Below are 13,220 nucleotides of genomic sequence, written 5' to 3' on the forward strand. Positions count from 1 at the left end.
CGTCAATTCGCGCGAGGGCCACTGGCAAAGGCGCGCGGCTTCTGCTCTTTTAGCGTTCTTGCCGCAACGTCTTATGGTCGGAACATGAGCAAGCCGGAAGAAGCGCCGCCACCGCCGCAAAAAGATGAGTTTCACACCGGCGCCGCTATGATCTTCGGCGGCTTTCTGACGGCTGCCGCCCTCGGAGTCGTCGCTCTGCTGCTGTCCGATATTGAATGGACATGGGAGTATTGGGGGACGAGCGACGGCGTCTTTGACCGTTCGGCCATCTTCCGAAATTTTGGCCTGACCATCCTCGGCCTGCTTGCCCTCGGCCTTGGCGCCTGGCGCTCGTGGACCGCCCAATTGCAGGCACAGTCGTCTCTCCGTCAGGCAGGCTATGCGGCCCAACAGGTCGACAACGCTATCGAGCAGCGTCGGATCGCAGTTCGGGGACAACAGGTTGAGCGGTACCAGAAAGGTGCGCTGATGCTCGAAAGCCAGCATCCGACTGTTCGCATAGCGGGCATCCTTACGCTTCGCGAACTTGCGGTATCTGATCCAGAAGACACATATGCCCTGGTGACAACATTGCTTAGTAACTTCATTTCCGGTGTATTGAACACCCGACCGCTCGCGGCCCCAGCCTTCCCCGGCGCACTTCCGCAAGATGCTGAGAAAGCCCTTGACGCACTCTCTTTCATCAAACGAACCGAGCATTTGGAAGAAATTGCGAGGTCCATTGCCATTCAGTTCGACGACACAGACTTCTCTAGAATTAGTCTTCTTGGGAGAGATCTGTCTCGAATGAAATTTATCCGATGTAACTTCAACGAAACAGCAATCCATAATGCGGACATTTCGGAATGCTCTTTTTTCGCAGCAAAATTTAATGACGCTTATATAATCGATTGCAATGCCAGTCTCGCCGATTTTACTCTCGCTGATTTCAATAGTACGAATTTTCGAATGGTGAATATTTCCGGCGCAGTGTTCTGGGATGTCAAAAACATCAATCCAGACAATATCGATGTGTGGTGTTGGTCTGACAACGAGCCAATCGGCTTGCCCTCCACGATCCCGATCAAGCGATATGATGCAGGCCCTGACGGCAAGAATCGTGAACGGTTTGAAAGGCAGTTGCCTAACCTCTTCGTGCGAAGTCGCACGCCCAGTGATGAGTATTTGCTGCCGTAGCGGCGATCCTCTTACCATCACCCCCTCCCATAAAACCGGGGCGCGCCCAGCGGCGCGAGGCCGAAGAGGTACCAGGCGCAATTGTCCTTGCCGGTGTGCTTAGAACCGGGAAACCATTTCAGCCGCCCAACGCTCACCACCTTCCGGCAGCGCTTCATCAGCTCCCCCGCCTGGCGGGTATGCGCCCAGTCCGCATCGAACAGCAGCCACGTCGGCAGCAGTGCGGAAAGGTGCGCGATCAGCGCGTGCAGCAGTTGGCGCGTCCACGGCGGATTGGTGATGAAATGCGTCGCCCCGCGCGCGTCCTCACGCCCAAGCGTCAGCGCGCAGCACCGCTCCACGCCTTCAAGGCGCGGCTCGATGTCATAGCCCGCGGTGCAGATGTGCCCGGCCGCGCCCAGCTGCGTGACCAGATCTCCCGCCCCGGCGCAGGGCTCGCAAAAGCGCGTCTCTGGCGCCAGATGCGGCAGCAGCGGCGGCACCGCCCGCGAGTCGATCGTGCGGTAGAAATCCTTGTCGATGCGTGCGAAGGCCGAGCGCTTACCCATGCGCCACCACCCGGCCCGCTTGGGCATGTTTCCCGTAGAATTCACGTGAAGCGCAGCGCGCTTTCGCGGGCGTCTCCGGCCCCACCAGAATGTCGGAAAGCTCCAGCCCGGCCCCGCTCATCACCGCGACGAGGCTTTCATCGTCCAGCGCCTGCGCATTGGCCACCTTGCGCACCACCGTACGCGAAACCTTGATGCGCCCTGCCGCCTGCACCTGGTTCAGCCCTTCGCGCTCCGCCCAGGCCGCGAACAGAAAGGCGAGCTTCGCCCGGTCGATCCGCCGTGGCCGCCCCTTGCCCATCAGGTCTTCAAGGCGGGCCACCGGCTGGCCGATCTCGCGCGCATGGGTCAGCACCGCATGCCGCAGGCCCGAACGGTCGGCAAAGCCAAGTGCGGTCGCGAGATCGCTCACGCTGCCCGCCCCGGCCTTCACCAGCGCATAGGCCGCCCGGTTGCGCGCCCGCCGCTCGCGCCGGCTGGCCGGCGAGCGGATCGCCGCCGGCGAAACGTCGCAAACCCGCGCCACATCCTCGATTGTCCGGCGCACGATGGTGACAAGGCTCGTCATGCCGCCCTCCGCGCAAGGTCCGGCGCCCGCCCGGCGGCGGCGCAAAGCTCCGCCCGCTCCAGCCCGGCGAAGGCAAGCAGACGCCCCGTCGCCTCCACGGATACAGGCAGATAGCTCTCAGCCCGGCTTACCTGCCGCTCGCTCACGCCGGCAAGCCTTGCAGCCGCAGCCTGTGTCTGCCCTGCGTGAAGGCGCCGGGCGAAGACGAACAATGCCAGCACCTGGCGGGAGGCAAGCGGGAGAGTCATCGCGCCGCCTCCAAGTCTTTCGGCGCTTTTTCGCGTCCTATTGATGTGGCATGATAAGATTTCTCTCTGTTTCTACATTTTGCGCGTCCGGTGTCGGAGGCATACAGATGTTTAAAATCTTGCTCGAAAAAAGGTTCTTCTTGATCGCGAGTATTGTGGTTGCGCTGGCGGTAGCCGGCCAACTCTTTCTGTTTCAAGATGAAACAGCGCCTCCCCCCGAACCGGGCGCGCACGCGCCGGATAACGGTGGCTCCGCGATCCGCGACAAGGACAACAAGCCAAGCTTCGAAGTCATCACAGTCCAGAACGCTTCGCGGCCTGCGCGCACAGAGACCGTGGTCTCCCTCTCCGGCGAGGGCACGAGCGTCATGGTGACCGAAGCAGGCCCGCCCCCCTCTTTCGAGACAATGAGCAACATGGAGCTGGCCCGGCACTTCAAGGAAGCGAGCGGGGAAGACCAGGCGACCATCATCAAGGTCATGAAGGCAAGGGATCAGCGCGCGACCGCCGTCGCCGGCGAGTTCTTTCCCGAAATGGTGCTCGCCAACGAGCACAACGCCTATATCCGCGTGGCGCGCGCGCTCGCGGGCCAGGCCGAAGCGGTCCCCTCCGATGTCATGCGCTCCGAAATGGCCGTTACAGCCGAGCCGACCACCTTCGCCGTGGAGAACACGGAAACCACCAACAGGGTTGGCGCCCGCCTCTTCGGCGCGAACTTCGCTTTCGAGCCGCAGGAAACCCAGTGGGCCTATATCCCCGATGGGGAAGAACACACCTTCACGTGGAAAGTCACGCCCAAGAGCGAGGGGAACCAGCAGATCACCGTCATCCTCGAAAACAAGCTGATTTTCGGCGATCAGGAAGTCACCCTCCCTGTCCGCCAGTTTCCGAAGACGATCACGGTCACCGTCGATATCTGGACCTGGATCGGCCGCGTTGCGGCGGGTGCCGATACGGCCGCCTCGACCGCCAAGAATATCGGGATCGTCATTGCATCGTTGAGCGGCCTGCTCGCCGCACTGGGCATCGGCGGCAGCGGCCTCGCCTTTGCTCGATGGCGCAAGACGCGCGCCTAGAACACCACTGACGCCTGCACCGGAGGAATTGCGCTCTCGCGCGGTGGCACAGTCCGGCTTCCGCGCCGCCTGACGATCCGCTTTCACCGCCACGCTCTCCCCGCCGCACCGCTCCGCCGGAAGCGACAGCGCCAGAATGTTGATCACGCAGAACGCCACGACGGCAGCGACGATAGCCAGGCGCGTCCGGTCTTCCGGTTCCATCCCATCCTCCTCAGATCTCCACCGGCACCACGTGCCGGCCGCTGTCGTCGGGCAGTGTGTCGAGCTGCGCTTCCGCCGCATCGAGCAGGGAGCGCAGCCGGGCGATCTCCTCGCGCGGCAGCAAGGGCCCGTGTGCATCGCGCGGCAGGCACAGGCGCACGAACTGCGCACCCGTCTCCATTCGCACCGCTGCCGCGCCCACGTAGCGCGCCGCGCCCAGCGGATCGGTCGGCCGCGCGCGGGTCATGGCGTAATCTCCCAGCCATCCGCCCCGCGCCGCAGCACGCCTTTCAGCGCCAGCCGCGTGACGAGCGAGCCCGCAGCCCGCCCCACGCCGGCCGCTTCAGCCGCCGCTTCCACCAGGTCCTCGCCCGTCAGCCGGTCGCGCGCCGAAATCGCCGCCAGCGCCAGGAAAAGCCGGCGCTCGGCCGGCGTCATCGGCGGCACCCCGCCGGCAAGCCAGATGTGCTGCAGGTAGCCGTCGCGCACCGAAAAGGCGCAGCGCCGGGAAAACACCAGCTCGTGCATGGCGGCGGAGGCACGCATCGTCGAAATCCCGAGCCCGGCCATCACCGCCAGCGTGTCGACACCCTCCGGGTGTGCTTCAACGAGATCGGGCAGCGCGGCGGCAAGCGCCGCCGCATCGCGCATCAGTCGGGTGCTCCGGTCGATCAGGATGCACGTCATGCCGCAGCCCCTTCACGCTCAGTGCGCGGCTTGCGCCGCCGCCGGCGCGGGCGGGCGGACGACACCGGCCGCGCGCCCAGGTCCTCCAGCGCCCGGTTGATTTCGCGCAAGCTCCGCGCCCGGTGGGCGATGATCAGCCGCGTCAGCGCCGCGTCGCATCCGTCCCGGTCGCGCATCCGGCGGCGCGTCTCGATTCCGTACCCGCCTTCTTCCGGCGCGGACCCGCTTTCGCAACGCCGCGCCGCCAGCCACGCATCCACGCTCGCCAGCGCCGCATCCATGTCCGCTTCTCGCACCCGGGAGGCTTTGCTCATGACCGCTTCGAAGCCTCCTCGATGCCCGCTAGATGATGATCGATGGTCACCAGCGCCTCGATCGCCTCCCTCACCTCGCGGCGCAGCTCAAGCGACCGCACTTCCTCGGCCGTGATGGTGCCGCCGGAAGAAAGCGCCTCGCACAGGCGCGCGACGGCTTCGCCGCCCTCGCGCGCCACATCGGCAATCTCGCGTGCCCAGTCCGAAGCCGTGCCCGCACCGGGAAGCGGCACGAACACGCCGCCGGCAATGCGGCACAGCTCCACCAGCCCCGCCGCACCGCCATCGAGCGTCAGGTCGAGAAACACGTCGAGCGGGCAATGCGTGTCGCGGTGGCGGTCGCTCAGGGCGTTGCCATAGTCGGAAAGCGTCTGCGGCCCGACGCGCGTGATCGATGAGGCCGATTCCTGTCCGCCGCAGGCCTTCACCTGGCGCCGCACGGCCAGTTTCAGCCGGGCGCGATCCTTGTCGGAGGAAGCGCGGGAAAGGCTCATGCCGCGTCTCCCGGGATTTTTGCGACATCGCGGGATGACTTGGCTGCCGACAAACGCAATGATCGCGTCGTTCCGACGCTTGCAGGCGCCCGTTGCAGATCCTCGGCACTACCGCTCTCTGCAACGTAGGCTTCATGAGCAAGCATCTCGTAGAGCTTTTGGAGCGGACCTTGTAGCGCTTGGTGGCCGTTCTCAATCCGAGAGACGTGCCCACGATCTCTAAGCCCGAGCCGACTGGCCATCTCACATTGAGTGAGACCTAGGCGTTTTCGGATGTCCAAGGGCGTCATGTCGAAGCTGGGAGGTTCCACGCGAGTGATCCCATTGCAAGTAGCAGAACGCTACAAAAACAACACCACTTCGCTACAAGGTCAACCCCAAAAGCGCGGGCGAACGTGGCATGATGCCACCATGGACCCGAACGAACGCCTGACCAGAGCAAGATTAGCCAAAGGCATCCGGTACGCATCGCGCGCCGCGAAAGCACTTGGAATTCCCCCATCGACCTATAATGCACACGAAAACGGCACTCGTAATTTCGACGAAAAGGCCGAGACTTACGCTAAATTCTTCGGGGTCGACGCAGAATGGCTGCTAACTGGCCGCGGGCGCGGCCCCGAAGAGCAGCGAATAGACGAGAAGCTCATCGCTGGCGCTAGCAGCAATGATGTGGATTTATGGCGCCAGGCTTGGGCGCTGGCCAAGGACGCAGAGGCGAATCACATCAAAGCAAAACTGGGTATGCATGACCTGATGCGGCTCGCAGGCGACTTTTTTGACGAGCTAAAGCAAAATTCCAAATAGCTCTTCAAGAGTCGTATTTACATATCGCCCATAAGAAATAAGACTAAGGGCGCATATTTTGCCGCTACGGGAGAGCGAGATGGATGATTTTATTTCAGATTTAGGGCGCTATAAATTTAGACTAGGGAGGAGTACAGGCGATCGATTTGAAGAATTTATCGCCCTCGCAATTCACTATGATCTGTTTATGTGCCTTAGATTTGAAGCCCTCGCCAATTACAGCCAGCTCCAGCTCGAACTTTTGACAGAGTGCCAAAAAGAGGAGATCATTCGACTGTTCGAAGAGCGCCTATCGATTGCTATGGCTACACCCAGGATCCTAAGGCAATGACTGATTTTGTGGAACCACAAAGTCTTGTTTCGGTAGCGGCGGGTAACGTCGGCGAAATTGCCCAGCGCCTCTTAAGGTTGTGGCGGCATGGCGACCTGACGTTCGACAACTTGGCACCGATTAGTGACCGTCTTATCGTTCTTTCCGGTACGGTCGGTGCCGACGCCACGCCACCTATTTTATTTGTTGGACCAGCTAGCTACGCCAGTGGCGTCATGGGCCCGCAATGGCATACCGAACCGGAGCTAGCCGGCAATCGGCTTGCGTCGGATTATAAACGCCTGATATCCGAGTCGTATCAAATCATCCCGCAAACTTGCGAACCGACCTGTGATCGCATTTCCAGTCGTCTTTTCGATCTCGATGGACGACAGGTTCGCGTTCTCTACGACCGCCTGCTATTGCCTATTGTGCAGCCTAAAGGCGCGCTGCAGATCATTTGCTACTCTCGCGGCCTCGATACAGAGCGGCAAGACGCGCTATCATTTCCTTGGCGCCTTCGGCTGGTAAGCCGACAAAATATAAGGCTTCAAGGTCACCTTCCACCGGAGGCGCGTCGAACCGAATTGCCTCGGGATAACACTCTGTAAAGCCCCATTTGATTGCAGTCCCCCTTAAGGCATGCCTCGGCCGCATCCACCCATAGAGGTAGCTGGGCCTCCACAATTGGCACGCCAGGACCGATGCCATCTGTACGAACAGCACAGATAGCGCGTGCCCTGCCCAGTCGTGCCCTACCCATCCTTCGCCAATATATGCAACGTCCCCGCCGATCCGGTCAGCAAAGCCCGTTTGGTTTCGTGCGAGTTCCACGGGCCCCCCTGACGAGGATTTGTAGGCGCGCGGAAAATACTCATTCCAGTATCGCCGAAGCGACCATCCACCCGTTCGCTGGAGCCTCGCGGCAACCATCGCCACCAACGAACCATCCTTGTCGAGGCCCGCAATCCAAAACCCATCTTCGGGCGGAGTTGTATTAATTGCCCTCCTAAAGTGCTCTCCTATGTATTTTTTTTCTGTTTCGCTTGCCAGCAATTCAATTTCCTCCCAATCCGTGCCGACTTTTAGATCATATATTTTTTCTTCTACAATCTTGTCTCTTAAGTATTGTAGAGCTTGAGACGCTTCGATTGCATTTTCCGCGTTGTACATATTCCATCTCCGTAGTTGCTTCAGCAACCAACCCTTAGGTTCTCCCTCTTTCGCTCACAAGGACCCGCCCTCCCCGGCAAATAGGCTTGACGGCGGGAAGCTTCGTGTTCATTTTGTAGCGATCTTGTAGCTTTTTGCTACATGCAATGCGGTTTGTGTATCTGGCTCGCTTATGTGCTCAGCGCACAGCGCCACAAAGTAGACCGTCCAACGTTGACGGCAATCTCTACAGAGACGTTTTCGAGGGATAGCGATGCAACCGTGGCGACATCCTAATCGAGAGATTGCAATAGCGAGAGCTCCCGCATTCATATCTTTCATCTCCGCGGCGGAGGTAGCCACATGACCACCCTCTCCTACATCTCCGGCGTCATAGCTGTGCTCGTCTGCTTCCTCGTTGTGGCATATGCGCAGTTATCAACCTTCCATCGCCACCGCTCACTTCCCGGTTGGCGCGCTATTGATGCGCGGTCGTTGCCGCAATCCAAAATGGAGATCTGACCCATGACCGGCACCAACGGCAGCGCGGCGGATCACCTGCGCAGCTTCGTCGATCGCATTGCGCGGCTCGAAGAAGAGAAAAAGGCCATCGCCACCGACATCAAGGATGTCTACGCCGAAGCCATCGCGATGGGCTTCGACCGGAAGGCGCTGCGCACCGTCGTCAAGGAATCGATGGAGACGGCAGACCAGCGCAGCCAGCGCGAGGAAATCGAGGCGATTACCGATCTCTACCGCGGCTCGCTTGGCATGCTCGATGGAACGCCGCTCGGCCAGGCCGCGCGCAAGCGTGTCTCGCGGCCCGCGTCCGACGATGACGACGACAGCGGCAAAGAGGCCGGCGAAGGTGCCGACGGGCCGGAACCAGAGGCCAGCGATGATCCGGACATCGACGCCGATGGCACGTTGTCTCCCGAGGCGATCGAGGCCGCCCGCACCGAGGGCGAGACGGCAGCGCATGCCGGCAGGCGCGTCACGGAAAACCCCTTCCTTGCTGACGATCCCCGCCGCGCCGCTTGGGATGAAGGCTGGTGCCGCGCCGCCGGTTCCGACGGCATGGACATTCCCGCCGCCTGGCGCCGGAAGAAGTCAGCGAAGCGCAAGCCCAGCCAGATGCCCGGCAGCGGCGCCGGTAGTGAGGCCGGGGGTGAGGCCGGAGGTCAGAAATGAGAAACGTGCAGGAAATCACCCCGACCGAGATCCGCCGCAAGGGGAGCAACCGCAAGGCGGCCGCCGGTGCGGCGGCGGCAACCGAGCGCCTGCGCAACATACTCGGCAACCGGGCGGAGGTGCTGGCTCCCGACGATGCAGAAGAGCCGATTCTGCACCCGTCCGTGCGCGGCGCCGTCTATGAATGGCTGAGCGAGATCAACGCCCAAAAGGAACTGGCCGCCGTCGGCATCAAGCCCCGCTCGACCGGGCTTCTGTCCGGCCCTCCCGGCTGCGGAAAGACGACGCTCGCCCACCATCTGGCCGCTCGCCTCGGCGTTCCGCTGGTCAATGTCGGTTCGGAGAACCTGTTCGAGTCCTATCTTGGCGCCAGCGAGCAGAACGTTGCCACGCTGTTCGATCGTCTGAGGCGCTCGGAGGATCGCTGCATCGTGTTCCTCGACGAACTCGACGCGATCGGCGCTAAGCGCGAGAACAACAACACCGGCGGTGCCGACAATGCCCGTACGTCGATGCTGACGGTGCTTCTGCGGCGCATCGAGAACTTTGACGGCATCCTGATCGGTGCGACGAACCGTGCCGACAGCCTCGACCCCGCGCTCTGGCGGCGCTTCGGCATGCAGATCGAGGTTGCCCTGCCCGACGAGGATGCCCGCTTCGCGATCCTGAAGCGCTACGGCATGCCCTTCGCTTTCGACGAGGATCTGCTCGATCTCCTCGCCGCACTGACCGAGGGCGCCGCCCCCTCGCTGCTGCGCCAGCTCATGGAAGGCGTCAAGCGCCGTCTGGTGCTGGGCGCACGCATGCGCCGGCCGGCGACGAGCGCGACAGATGCCTTTCTTGGCGTCGTCGGCCAGACGGCGCCGCACCCGGACTATGAGCCGCCGGCGCTCTGGCGCACCCCGGGCGCACACGACCTCGATATCGGTCCGTGGCCGCCGGCGCGCGAGGCGACCGCAGAAGGCGGATAGAGCACCACAACAGCCGGCACGTGTCCCCATCGACCAGCCGGCAGGCGCCCCGGTTCTCTCCCCGCCGATCGGGGCGCCAACAAACACAAGCGAGCAACCGGCGCGACCTCCTCCCACGCGCCGGCAGCGAGGCCCCGGCGGCGCGCTCCTCCCCGCCGCCGGGGTTTGCGATCACAAGGCAGAGAGCGGAGACAACGATGGCTGAAATCACCCCCTTCCCAGTTCCGCACCGCCGCCAGTCCGCGCGCTGGCGCGCGACGATCGACTACCGCACCAAGGCGGGAACGACGCCGGCCGAGCACCTGATCGAGGAGATTGCCGACCTCGACCCGATCGTCGAGCGCGGCCCCCATTGGGACACGATCGAACGCATCACGATCGAGCGGATCAATCATGTCGACGGTACCGACCTGACCGTCGAGCGCGCGGCGGAGTTGTGAGCATGACCGAACCCCGCCTCCTGCCGAAAGACGATGCCGCCGCCTATTGCAGCGTCAGCACCGCGACGTTCGACAATTGGGTAAGCCGCGGTCTCATTCCGAAAAAGGTGCCCGGCACCACCCGGTGGGACCGCAAGGCGCTGGATCTCGCGCTGGACAGGCTGTCCGGTCTGGATGTTCAATCATCGGCCGCCAGCGATTTCGATGCGTGGGAACAGGAGACACGTGCCAGTGCTCATGGACGCTAAGGGCATACATCGCGTCCGCTCAAAGCTCGCAGGTGGCCGCGCGCGATATCGCTATTATGCGTGGCGCGGCGGCCCCTGCTTCTGGACATGCGACAATACCCCCGTGCGAGAGCCCGTCCCCGCCGCCTTCAAGGCCGCCTATGAACAGGCCATCCAGTCCCGCCCGAAAGGCAGCACCGAAACCGGCACGCTGCGGGCCCTGATCCGGCTTTATGAGAGCGATGCCGCTTTCAGGCGCAGAAAACCGATCACGCAACGCGATTACCGGCGCTCCATGACCGTGATCGAGAAAACCTTCGGCACGGCCCGACTCGGCGCCTTTGCCGATCGGCGGATGATCCGCCGCGTGATGGAGTGGCACCAGGGCTTCGCCGCCACCCCGCGCCAGGCAGACATGCACCTGGGCATGCTGGTGCGCCTGCTCAACTATGCGGTGGCCTCGGGCGATCTCGCCTGCCACGTCATCCACAACATCCCCCGGCTGCACGATGCCGACCGGTCGGCAATCGTCTGGGAGGCGCACGAGATCGAGCGGATCATTTCCGCCGCAGGCCCGCCCCTCTCCTTCGCATTGCGCATTGCCGCCTATTCCGGCGCGCGGCGAACGGACCTGGTGTTGATGCCCGTCAGCGCCGACGAAGGCGACCGCCTGTTCTTCCAGACGAGCAAGAGCAACCGCCGCACGGATGTCCTTTTCCCGGTCACGCCAGAGTTGCGCTCCGCGCTCGACGACATGACCGCCTATCGCAAGGCCGCGGCTGAGCGCACGGGCGCGGAGTGCGCGACGATCCTGTGCAACTCGCGCGGCCTGCCGTGGACGCCCGATGGTTTCTCGACAAGCTTCAACAAGGCACGCGCGGCCGCCGGCATCGACAAGCACCTGCACGACCTGCGCGGCACGGCTGTCGTCAACTATATCGGCCACGGCTACGACGATCGGGCACTGGCGGAAATGTTCGGCTGGGCGACAAACGATATCGCCCGCATCCGCAAGCGCTATGCGGGGCGTGTCCAAGTGGTTTCGGCAAGCATCGAACGCGGCAAGCGCCGCCGCCCCTGAGCCCCACGAATTGCGCGAGAAGTCGTTTACAGGCCCCGCTCCAACCCATTGATTTCGCTAGGTCAGGCAAATTCAAAATTTACAACCAAGTATTTGATTTTATTGGCAACAAGTCTGATTAAAAGTCAGTTGCTCTACCAGCTGAGCTACGGGCTCCCGAAGTGCCGGTTTCATAGCAGATTCAGGCATCGGTGCAAGCCTTGAGGGCGAAGACAGGCCAAAACATGCCCAAGGAATTGTTCAATCACGCAGTTCGTTCTGCGATCAGGGCCAAGCCGTTCAGATCCGGCGAGGAAACAATCGCACGGCCTTCCCTTAAAACCACATCGCAGCCGCCCGCGCGCGCAACGTCTGCGAACACGGCCGGATCATCGACCAGCAGCTTCACCGCTGCAAAGCGCGGGGTCTGCATTTTGTGCACCGGATAGGCTGGGCCATACAGAGCCAGGAAACCGTCGGGCGAGATGACATCGAAGCTGCCGCGCGCCGTCCGGCATTCGATCCCGAAACTGGTGACCTTCAGTTCCCGCACCCCCGTAAAGCCTTCGATGAATTCGTGCAGGTCGGCCGGTCGCGGCATGACCAGCACGGCCCCGCCCATGCCGCGCGCGCCATTGGCATGCCGCTGGTAGGCGCTTTTCCAGAAGTTCTCCGGGTAGCGGTTGCGGCATGTGAAGAAGGCGGCATCCGGCAGGTCCGGATGGGTCGTGAACGTCAGATCGAAGGCCACCTTGGCCTTCGTTCCGTCCGGCTGGCCGGCGATGCGTTCGAACGAGAACGGCGCGTAGGTCGCAAGCCCCGCCTTGCGAAAGGCGGCGCGATCCCCATCGGGATCGGTGCTGTCCAGGACGAGCATCGACATCCCCTCGCCGCCGGCCAGAAAATCGCGGTTGTAGGCACCGAAGGAAAAGGCATCGAGATCCGCCTCTTCCATCTTGCTTGGATCCACGACATCGAGCACTTCAAGGAAGGCCCCGTCGAGCTGCACGAGAAAATTGCGCGTTCCCCAGGGATGTTCGGCATAGGGCGTCAGGGTGAACCCCAGTCGCTCATAGGCCTTGCGGGCGGCGTCGAGATCCTTCACCGCATGAACGATATGGTCGATGCCTCGCATTGCCATGGCGCCCCTGTTCGCCGTATCGCCCTTATTCGCCGTATCGAACGTCTCCGAGCCAGCCGCCCTCGCGCAGCACCGGCTTCAGCGTGCCGATGATGACGCCGACCCAGCCGAACCCGGCTTCATCCGTTTCGTTGGCGAGCGTCTCGTTGTAGAGAAGCGGCATCCAGGCGACGAGTTCGCCGCCGGCAAGTTCCGGCCCGTCCTTGCCGGCAGTGCGCGCCAGAACGACGAAGCCGCCGTCCGGACTCGGAATCCTCAACACGACGGTCTGGCTGCCGTCCTCGTTGATCTTCGTCGGAGTCGCCTGCCCGAAATGTTCGCGCGCATCGAGTACCAAGGCCGGCAGAGGCTTTTTCACCTCCACAGAGCAATCGAGACACTGGCACGAGTACTCGAACGCGGAAGCGCCGTCGGTGAATGTGAGATCGGTGGTTTCGTCGCTCATCGACAAGTCCCCGGGTTCATTCGTGGGCCGGCGCACAACGGCGCCGGCAGGGACGAAGCTGTTCGAACGACAAGAACCCGCCCCAAGATCATGATCAGGAGCATAGGCTTGACGATCGGGCGAGATCAATCCACGCGGAGGCCGACCGGTTGATCCCGGAACTT

Annotated in this window: 19 protein-coding genes, 1 tRNA gene and 1 pseudogene; 10 read left to right on the plus strand and 11 right to left on the minus strand. The window is 62.5% G+C overall.

Features of this window, described 5'->3' with window-relative positions:
- The first annotated feature begins 84 nt into the window (after positions 1-84).
- Positions 85-1,176 carry a pentapeptide repeat-containing protein gene (locus tag V2L18_RS12725; protein ID WP_336178632.1) on the plus strand — a complete coding sequence of 364 codons (1,092 nt, stop codon included), beginning with the start codon at positions 85-87 and terminating at the stop codon, positions 1,174-1,176.
- A gap of 17 nt (positions 1,177-1,193) precedes the next feature.
- Here the strand turns inward: V2L18_RS12725 and V2L18_RS12730 are convergent, their stop codons facing one another.
- The 3 genes from V2L18_RS12730 to V2L18_RS12740 are packed head-to-tail and all read right to left on the minus strand — an operon-like array spanning position 1,194 to position 2,540.
- Positions 1,194-1,724 carry a hypothetical protein gene (locus tag V2L18_RS12730; protein WP_336178633.1) on the minus strand — a complete coding sequence of 177 codons (531 nt, stop codon included), beginning with the start codon at positions 1,722-1,724 and terminating at the stop codon, positions 1,194-1,196.
- A complete protein-coding gene (locus V2L18_RS12735; protein ID WP_336178634.1) occupies positions 1,717-2,292 on the minus strand; it encodes a hypothetical protein in 576 nt (191 codons plus the stop codon). Before V2L18_RS12735 ends, V2L18_RS12730 begins: the two co-directional genes overlap by 8 nt.
- Complete coding sequence (locus tag V2L18_RS12740; RefSeq protein WP_336178635.1) at positions 2,289-2,540, minus strand: hypothetical protein; 252 nt, start codon at positions 2,538-2,540, stop codon at positions 2,289-2,291. The genes V2L18_RS12735 and V2L18_RS12740 overlap by 4 nt, the downstream gene beginning before the upstream one ends.
- 50 nt (positions 2,541-2,590) lie before the next feature.
- Here V2L18_RS12740 and V2L18_RS12745 point away from each other — a divergent pair, with 50 nt between their 5' ends.
- On the plus strand, positions 2,591-3,616 hold the full coding sequence (locus V2L18_RS12745; RefSeq protein ID WP_336178636.1) for a hypothetical protein: 1,026 nt from the start codon (positions 2,591-2,593) through the stop codon (positions 3,614-3,616).
- Between the two features lie 214 nt (positions 3,617-3,830).
- Here the strand turns inward: V2L18_RS12745 and V2L18_RS12750 are convergent, their stop codons facing one another.
- From V2L18_RS12750 to V2L18_RS12765, 4 genes are read right to left on the minus strand one after another with little or no spacing between them, the layout of a single operon-like run.
- The gene (locus V2L18_RS12750; protein WP_336178637.1) at positions 3,831-4,067 is read right to left on the minus strand and encodes a hypothetical protein; all 237 of its coding nucleotides are present in this window, start codon (positions 4,065-4,067) and stop codon (positions 3,831-3,833) included.
- Entirely contained in the window at positions 4,064-4,507 is a 444-nt protein-coding gene (locus V2L18_RS12755; RefSeq protein WP_336178638.1) for a hypothetical protein, read from the minus strand. Before V2L18_RS12755 ends, V2L18_RS12750 begins: the two co-directional genes overlap by 4 nt.
- A complete protein-coding gene (locus tag V2L18_RS12760) occupies positions 4,504-4,821 on the minus strand; it encodes a hypothetical protein (protein ID WP_336178639.1) in 318 nt (105 codons plus the stop codon). Before V2L18_RS12760 ends, V2L18_RS12755 begins: the two co-directional genes overlap by 4 nt.
- Positions 4,818-5,315, minus strand: a complete 498-nt coding sequence (locus V2L18_RS12765) for a hypothetical protein (RefSeq protein WP_336178640.1) — start codon at positions 5,313-5,315, stop codon at positions 4,818-4,820. Before V2L18_RS12765 ends, V2L18_RS12760 begins: the two co-directional genes overlap by 4 nt.
- A 273-nt stretch (positions 5,316-5,588) precedes the next feature.
- On the opposite strand from V2L18_RS12765, the gene V2L18_RS12770 reads away from it, so the two are divergent.
- Positions 5,589-6,119 carry a helix-turn-helix transcriptional regulator gene (locus tag V2L18_RS12770; RefSeq protein ID WP_336178641.1) on the plus strand — a complete coding sequence of 177 codons (531 nt, stop codon included), beginning with the start codon at positions 5,589-5,591 and terminating at the stop codon, positions 6,117-6,119.
- A 79-nt stretch (positions 6,120-6,198) separates the two neighbouring features.
- The gene (locus V2L18_RS12775) at positions 6,199-6,450 is read left to right on the plus strand and encodes a hypothetical protein (protein ID WP_336178642.1); all 252 of its coding nucleotides are present in this window, start codon (positions 6,199-6,201) and stop codon (positions 6,448-6,450) included.
- A gap of 435 nt (positions 6,451-6,885) precedes the next feature.
- On the opposite strand, the gene V2L18_RS12780 is transcribed toward V2L18_RS12775, so the two are convergent.
- The gene (locus tag V2L18_RS12780) at positions 6,886-7,602 is read right to left on the minus strand and encodes a hypothetical protein (RefSeq protein ID WP_336178643.1); all 717 of its coding nucleotides are present in this window, start codon (positions 7,600-7,602) and stop codon (positions 6,886-6,888) included.
- A 342-nt stretch (positions 7,603-7,944) separates the two neighbouring features.
- On the opposite strand from V2L18_RS12780, the gene V2L18_RS12785 reads away from it, so the two are divergent.
- The 6 genes and pseudogenes from V2L18_RS12785 to V2L18_RS12810 all read left to right on the plus strand — a co-directional run bounded on the left by V2L18_RS12785 (position 7,945) and on the right by V2L18_RS12810 (position 11,491).
- Positions 7,945-8,103, plus strand: coding sequence for a hypothetical protein (locus tag V2L18_RS12785; protein WP_336178644.1), 159 nt, complete (start codon positions 7,945-7,947; stop codon positions 8,101-8,103).
- 3 nt (positions 8,104-8,106) lie between these two features.
- Positions 8,107-8,367: pseudogene (locus V2L18_RS12790) on the plus strand (GapR family DNA-binding domain-containing protein); the annotation flags it as partial.
- A gap of 401 nt (positions 8,368-8,768) precedes the next feature.
- Positions 8,769-9,743 (plus strand): ATP-binding protein, encoded by a 975-nt coding sequence (locus V2L18_RS12795; protein WP_336178645.1) that lies wholly within the window; start codon positions 8,769-8,771, stop codon positions 9,741-9,743.
- A gap of 197 nt (positions 9,744-9,940) precedes the next feature.
- Positions 9,941-10,183 carry a hypothetical protein gene (locus V2L18_RS12800; protein WP_336178646.1) on the plus strand — a complete coding sequence of 81 codons (243 nt, stop codon included), beginning with the start codon at positions 9,941-9,943 and terminating at the stop codon, positions 10,181-10,183.
- Positions 10,184-10,185: 2 nt separating this feature from the next.
- Entirely contained in the window at positions 10,186-10,431 is a 246-nt protein-coding gene (locus tag V2L18_RS12805) for a hypothetical protein (RefSeq protein WP_336178647.1), read from the plus strand.
- 103 nt (positions 10,432-10,534) lie between these two features.
- On the plus strand, positions 10,535-11,491 hold the full coding sequence (locus V2L18_RS12810) for a tyrosine-type recombinase/integrase (protein WP_336178648.1): 957 nt from the start codon (positions 10,535-10,537) through the stop codon (positions 11,489-11,491).
- On the opposite strand, the gene V2L18_RS12815 is transcribed toward V2L18_RS12810, so the two are convergent.
- The 3 genes from V2L18_RS12815 to V2L18_RS12825 all read right to left on the minus strand — a co-directional run bounded on the left by V2L18_RS12815 (position 11,489) and on the right by V2L18_RS12825 (position 13,056).
- A tRNA-Lys gene (locus tag V2L18_RS12815) sits at positions 11,489-11,647 on the minus strand. The two genes, V2L18_RS12810 and V2L18_RS12815, sit on opposite strands and share 3 nt — an antisense overlap.
- An 88-nt stretch (positions 11,648-11,735) precedes the next feature.
- Positions 11,736-12,611 (minus strand): VOC family protein, encoded by an 876-nt coding sequence (locus V2L18_RS12820; RefSeq protein ID WP_336178649.1) that lies wholly within the window; start codon positions 12,609-12,611, stop codon positions 11,736-11,738.
- A 25-nt stretch (positions 12,612-12,636) separates the two neighbouring features.
- Entirely contained in the window at positions 12,637-13,056 is a 420-nt protein-coding gene (locus V2L18_RS12825; protein ID WP_336178650.1) for a hypothetical protein, read from the minus strand.
- Positions 13,057-13,220 lie beyond the last annotated feature (164 nt).

Source organism: Breoghania sp. JC706, assembly GCF_037026715.1.
Taxonomy (GTDB): Bacteria; Pseudomonadota; Alphaproteobacteria; order Rhizobiales; family Stappiaceae; genus Breoghania.

Coding starts and splice junctions, on each gene's coding strand:
- V2L18_RS12780 (WP_336178643.1), bottom strand. CDS start 7,602: ATGTACAACGCGGAAAATGCAATCGAAGCGTCTCAAGCTCTACAATAC.
- V2L18_RS12820 (WP_336178649.1), bottom strand. CDS start 12,611: ATGGCAATGCGAGGCATCGACCATATCGTTCATGCGGTGAAGGATCTC.
- V2L18_RS12745 (WP_336178636.1), top strand. CDS start 2,591: ATGATAAGATTTCTCTCTGTTTCTACATTTTGCGCGTCCGGTGTCGGA.
- V2L18_RS12775 (WP_336178642.1), top strand. CDS start 6,199: ATGGATGATTTTATTTCAGATTTAGGGCGCTATAAATTTAGACTAGGG.
- V2L18_RS12730 (WP_336178633.1), bottom strand. CDS start 1,724: ATGGGTAAGCGCTCGGCCTTCGCACGCATCGACAAGGATTTCTACCGC.
- V2L18_RS12725 (WP_336178632.1), top strand. CDS start 85: ATGAGCAAGCCGGAAGAAGCGCCGCCACCGCCGCAAAAAGATGAGTTT.
- V2L18_RS12770 (WP_336178641.1), top strand. CDS start 5,589: ATGTCCAAGGGCGTCATGTCGAAGCTGGGAGGTTCCACGCGAGTGATC.
- V2L18_RS12795 (WP_336178645.1), top strand. CDS start 8,769: ATGAGAAACGTGCAGGAAATCACCCCGACCGAGATCCGCCGCAAGGGG.
- V2L18_RS12785 (WP_336178644.1), top strand. CDS start 7,945: ATGACCACCCTCTCCTACATCTCCGGCGTCATAGCTGTGCTCGTCTGC.
- V2L18_RS12760 (WP_336178639.1), bottom strand. CDS start 4,821: ATGAGCAAAGCCTCCCGGGTGCGAGAAGCGGACATGGATGCGGCGCTG.
- V2L18_RS12755 (WP_336178638.1), bottom strand. CDS start 4,507: ATGACGTGCATCCTGATCGACCGGAGCACCCGACTGATGCGCGATGCG.
- V2L18_RS12800 (WP_336178646.1), top strand. CDS start 9,941: ATGGCTGAAATCACCCCCTTCCCAGTTCCGCACCGCCGCCAGTCCGCG.
- V2L18_RS12805 (WP_336178647.1), top strand. CDS start 10,186: ATGACCGAACCCCGCCTCCTGCCGAAAGACGATGCCGCCGCCTATTGC.
- V2L18_RS12750 (WP_336178637.1), bottom strand. CDS start 4,067: ATGACCCGCGCGCGGCCGACCGATCCGCTGGGCGCGGCGCGCTACGTG.
- V2L18_RS12765 (WP_336178640.1), bottom strand. CDS start 5,315: ATGAGCCTTTCCCGCGCTTCCTCCGACAAGGATCGCGCCCGGCTGAAA.
- V2L18_RS12740 (WP_336178635.1), bottom strand. CDS start 2,540: ATGACTCTCCCGCTTGCCTCCCGCCAGGTGCTGGCATTGTTCGTCTTC.
- V2L18_RS12825 (WP_336178650.1), bottom strand. CDS start 13,056: ATGAGCGACGAAACCACCGATCTCACATTCACCGACGGCGCTTCCGCG.
- V2L18_RS12735 (WP_336178634.1), bottom strand. CDS start 2,292: ATGACGAGCCTTGTCACCATCGTGCGCCGGACAATCGAGGATGTGGCG.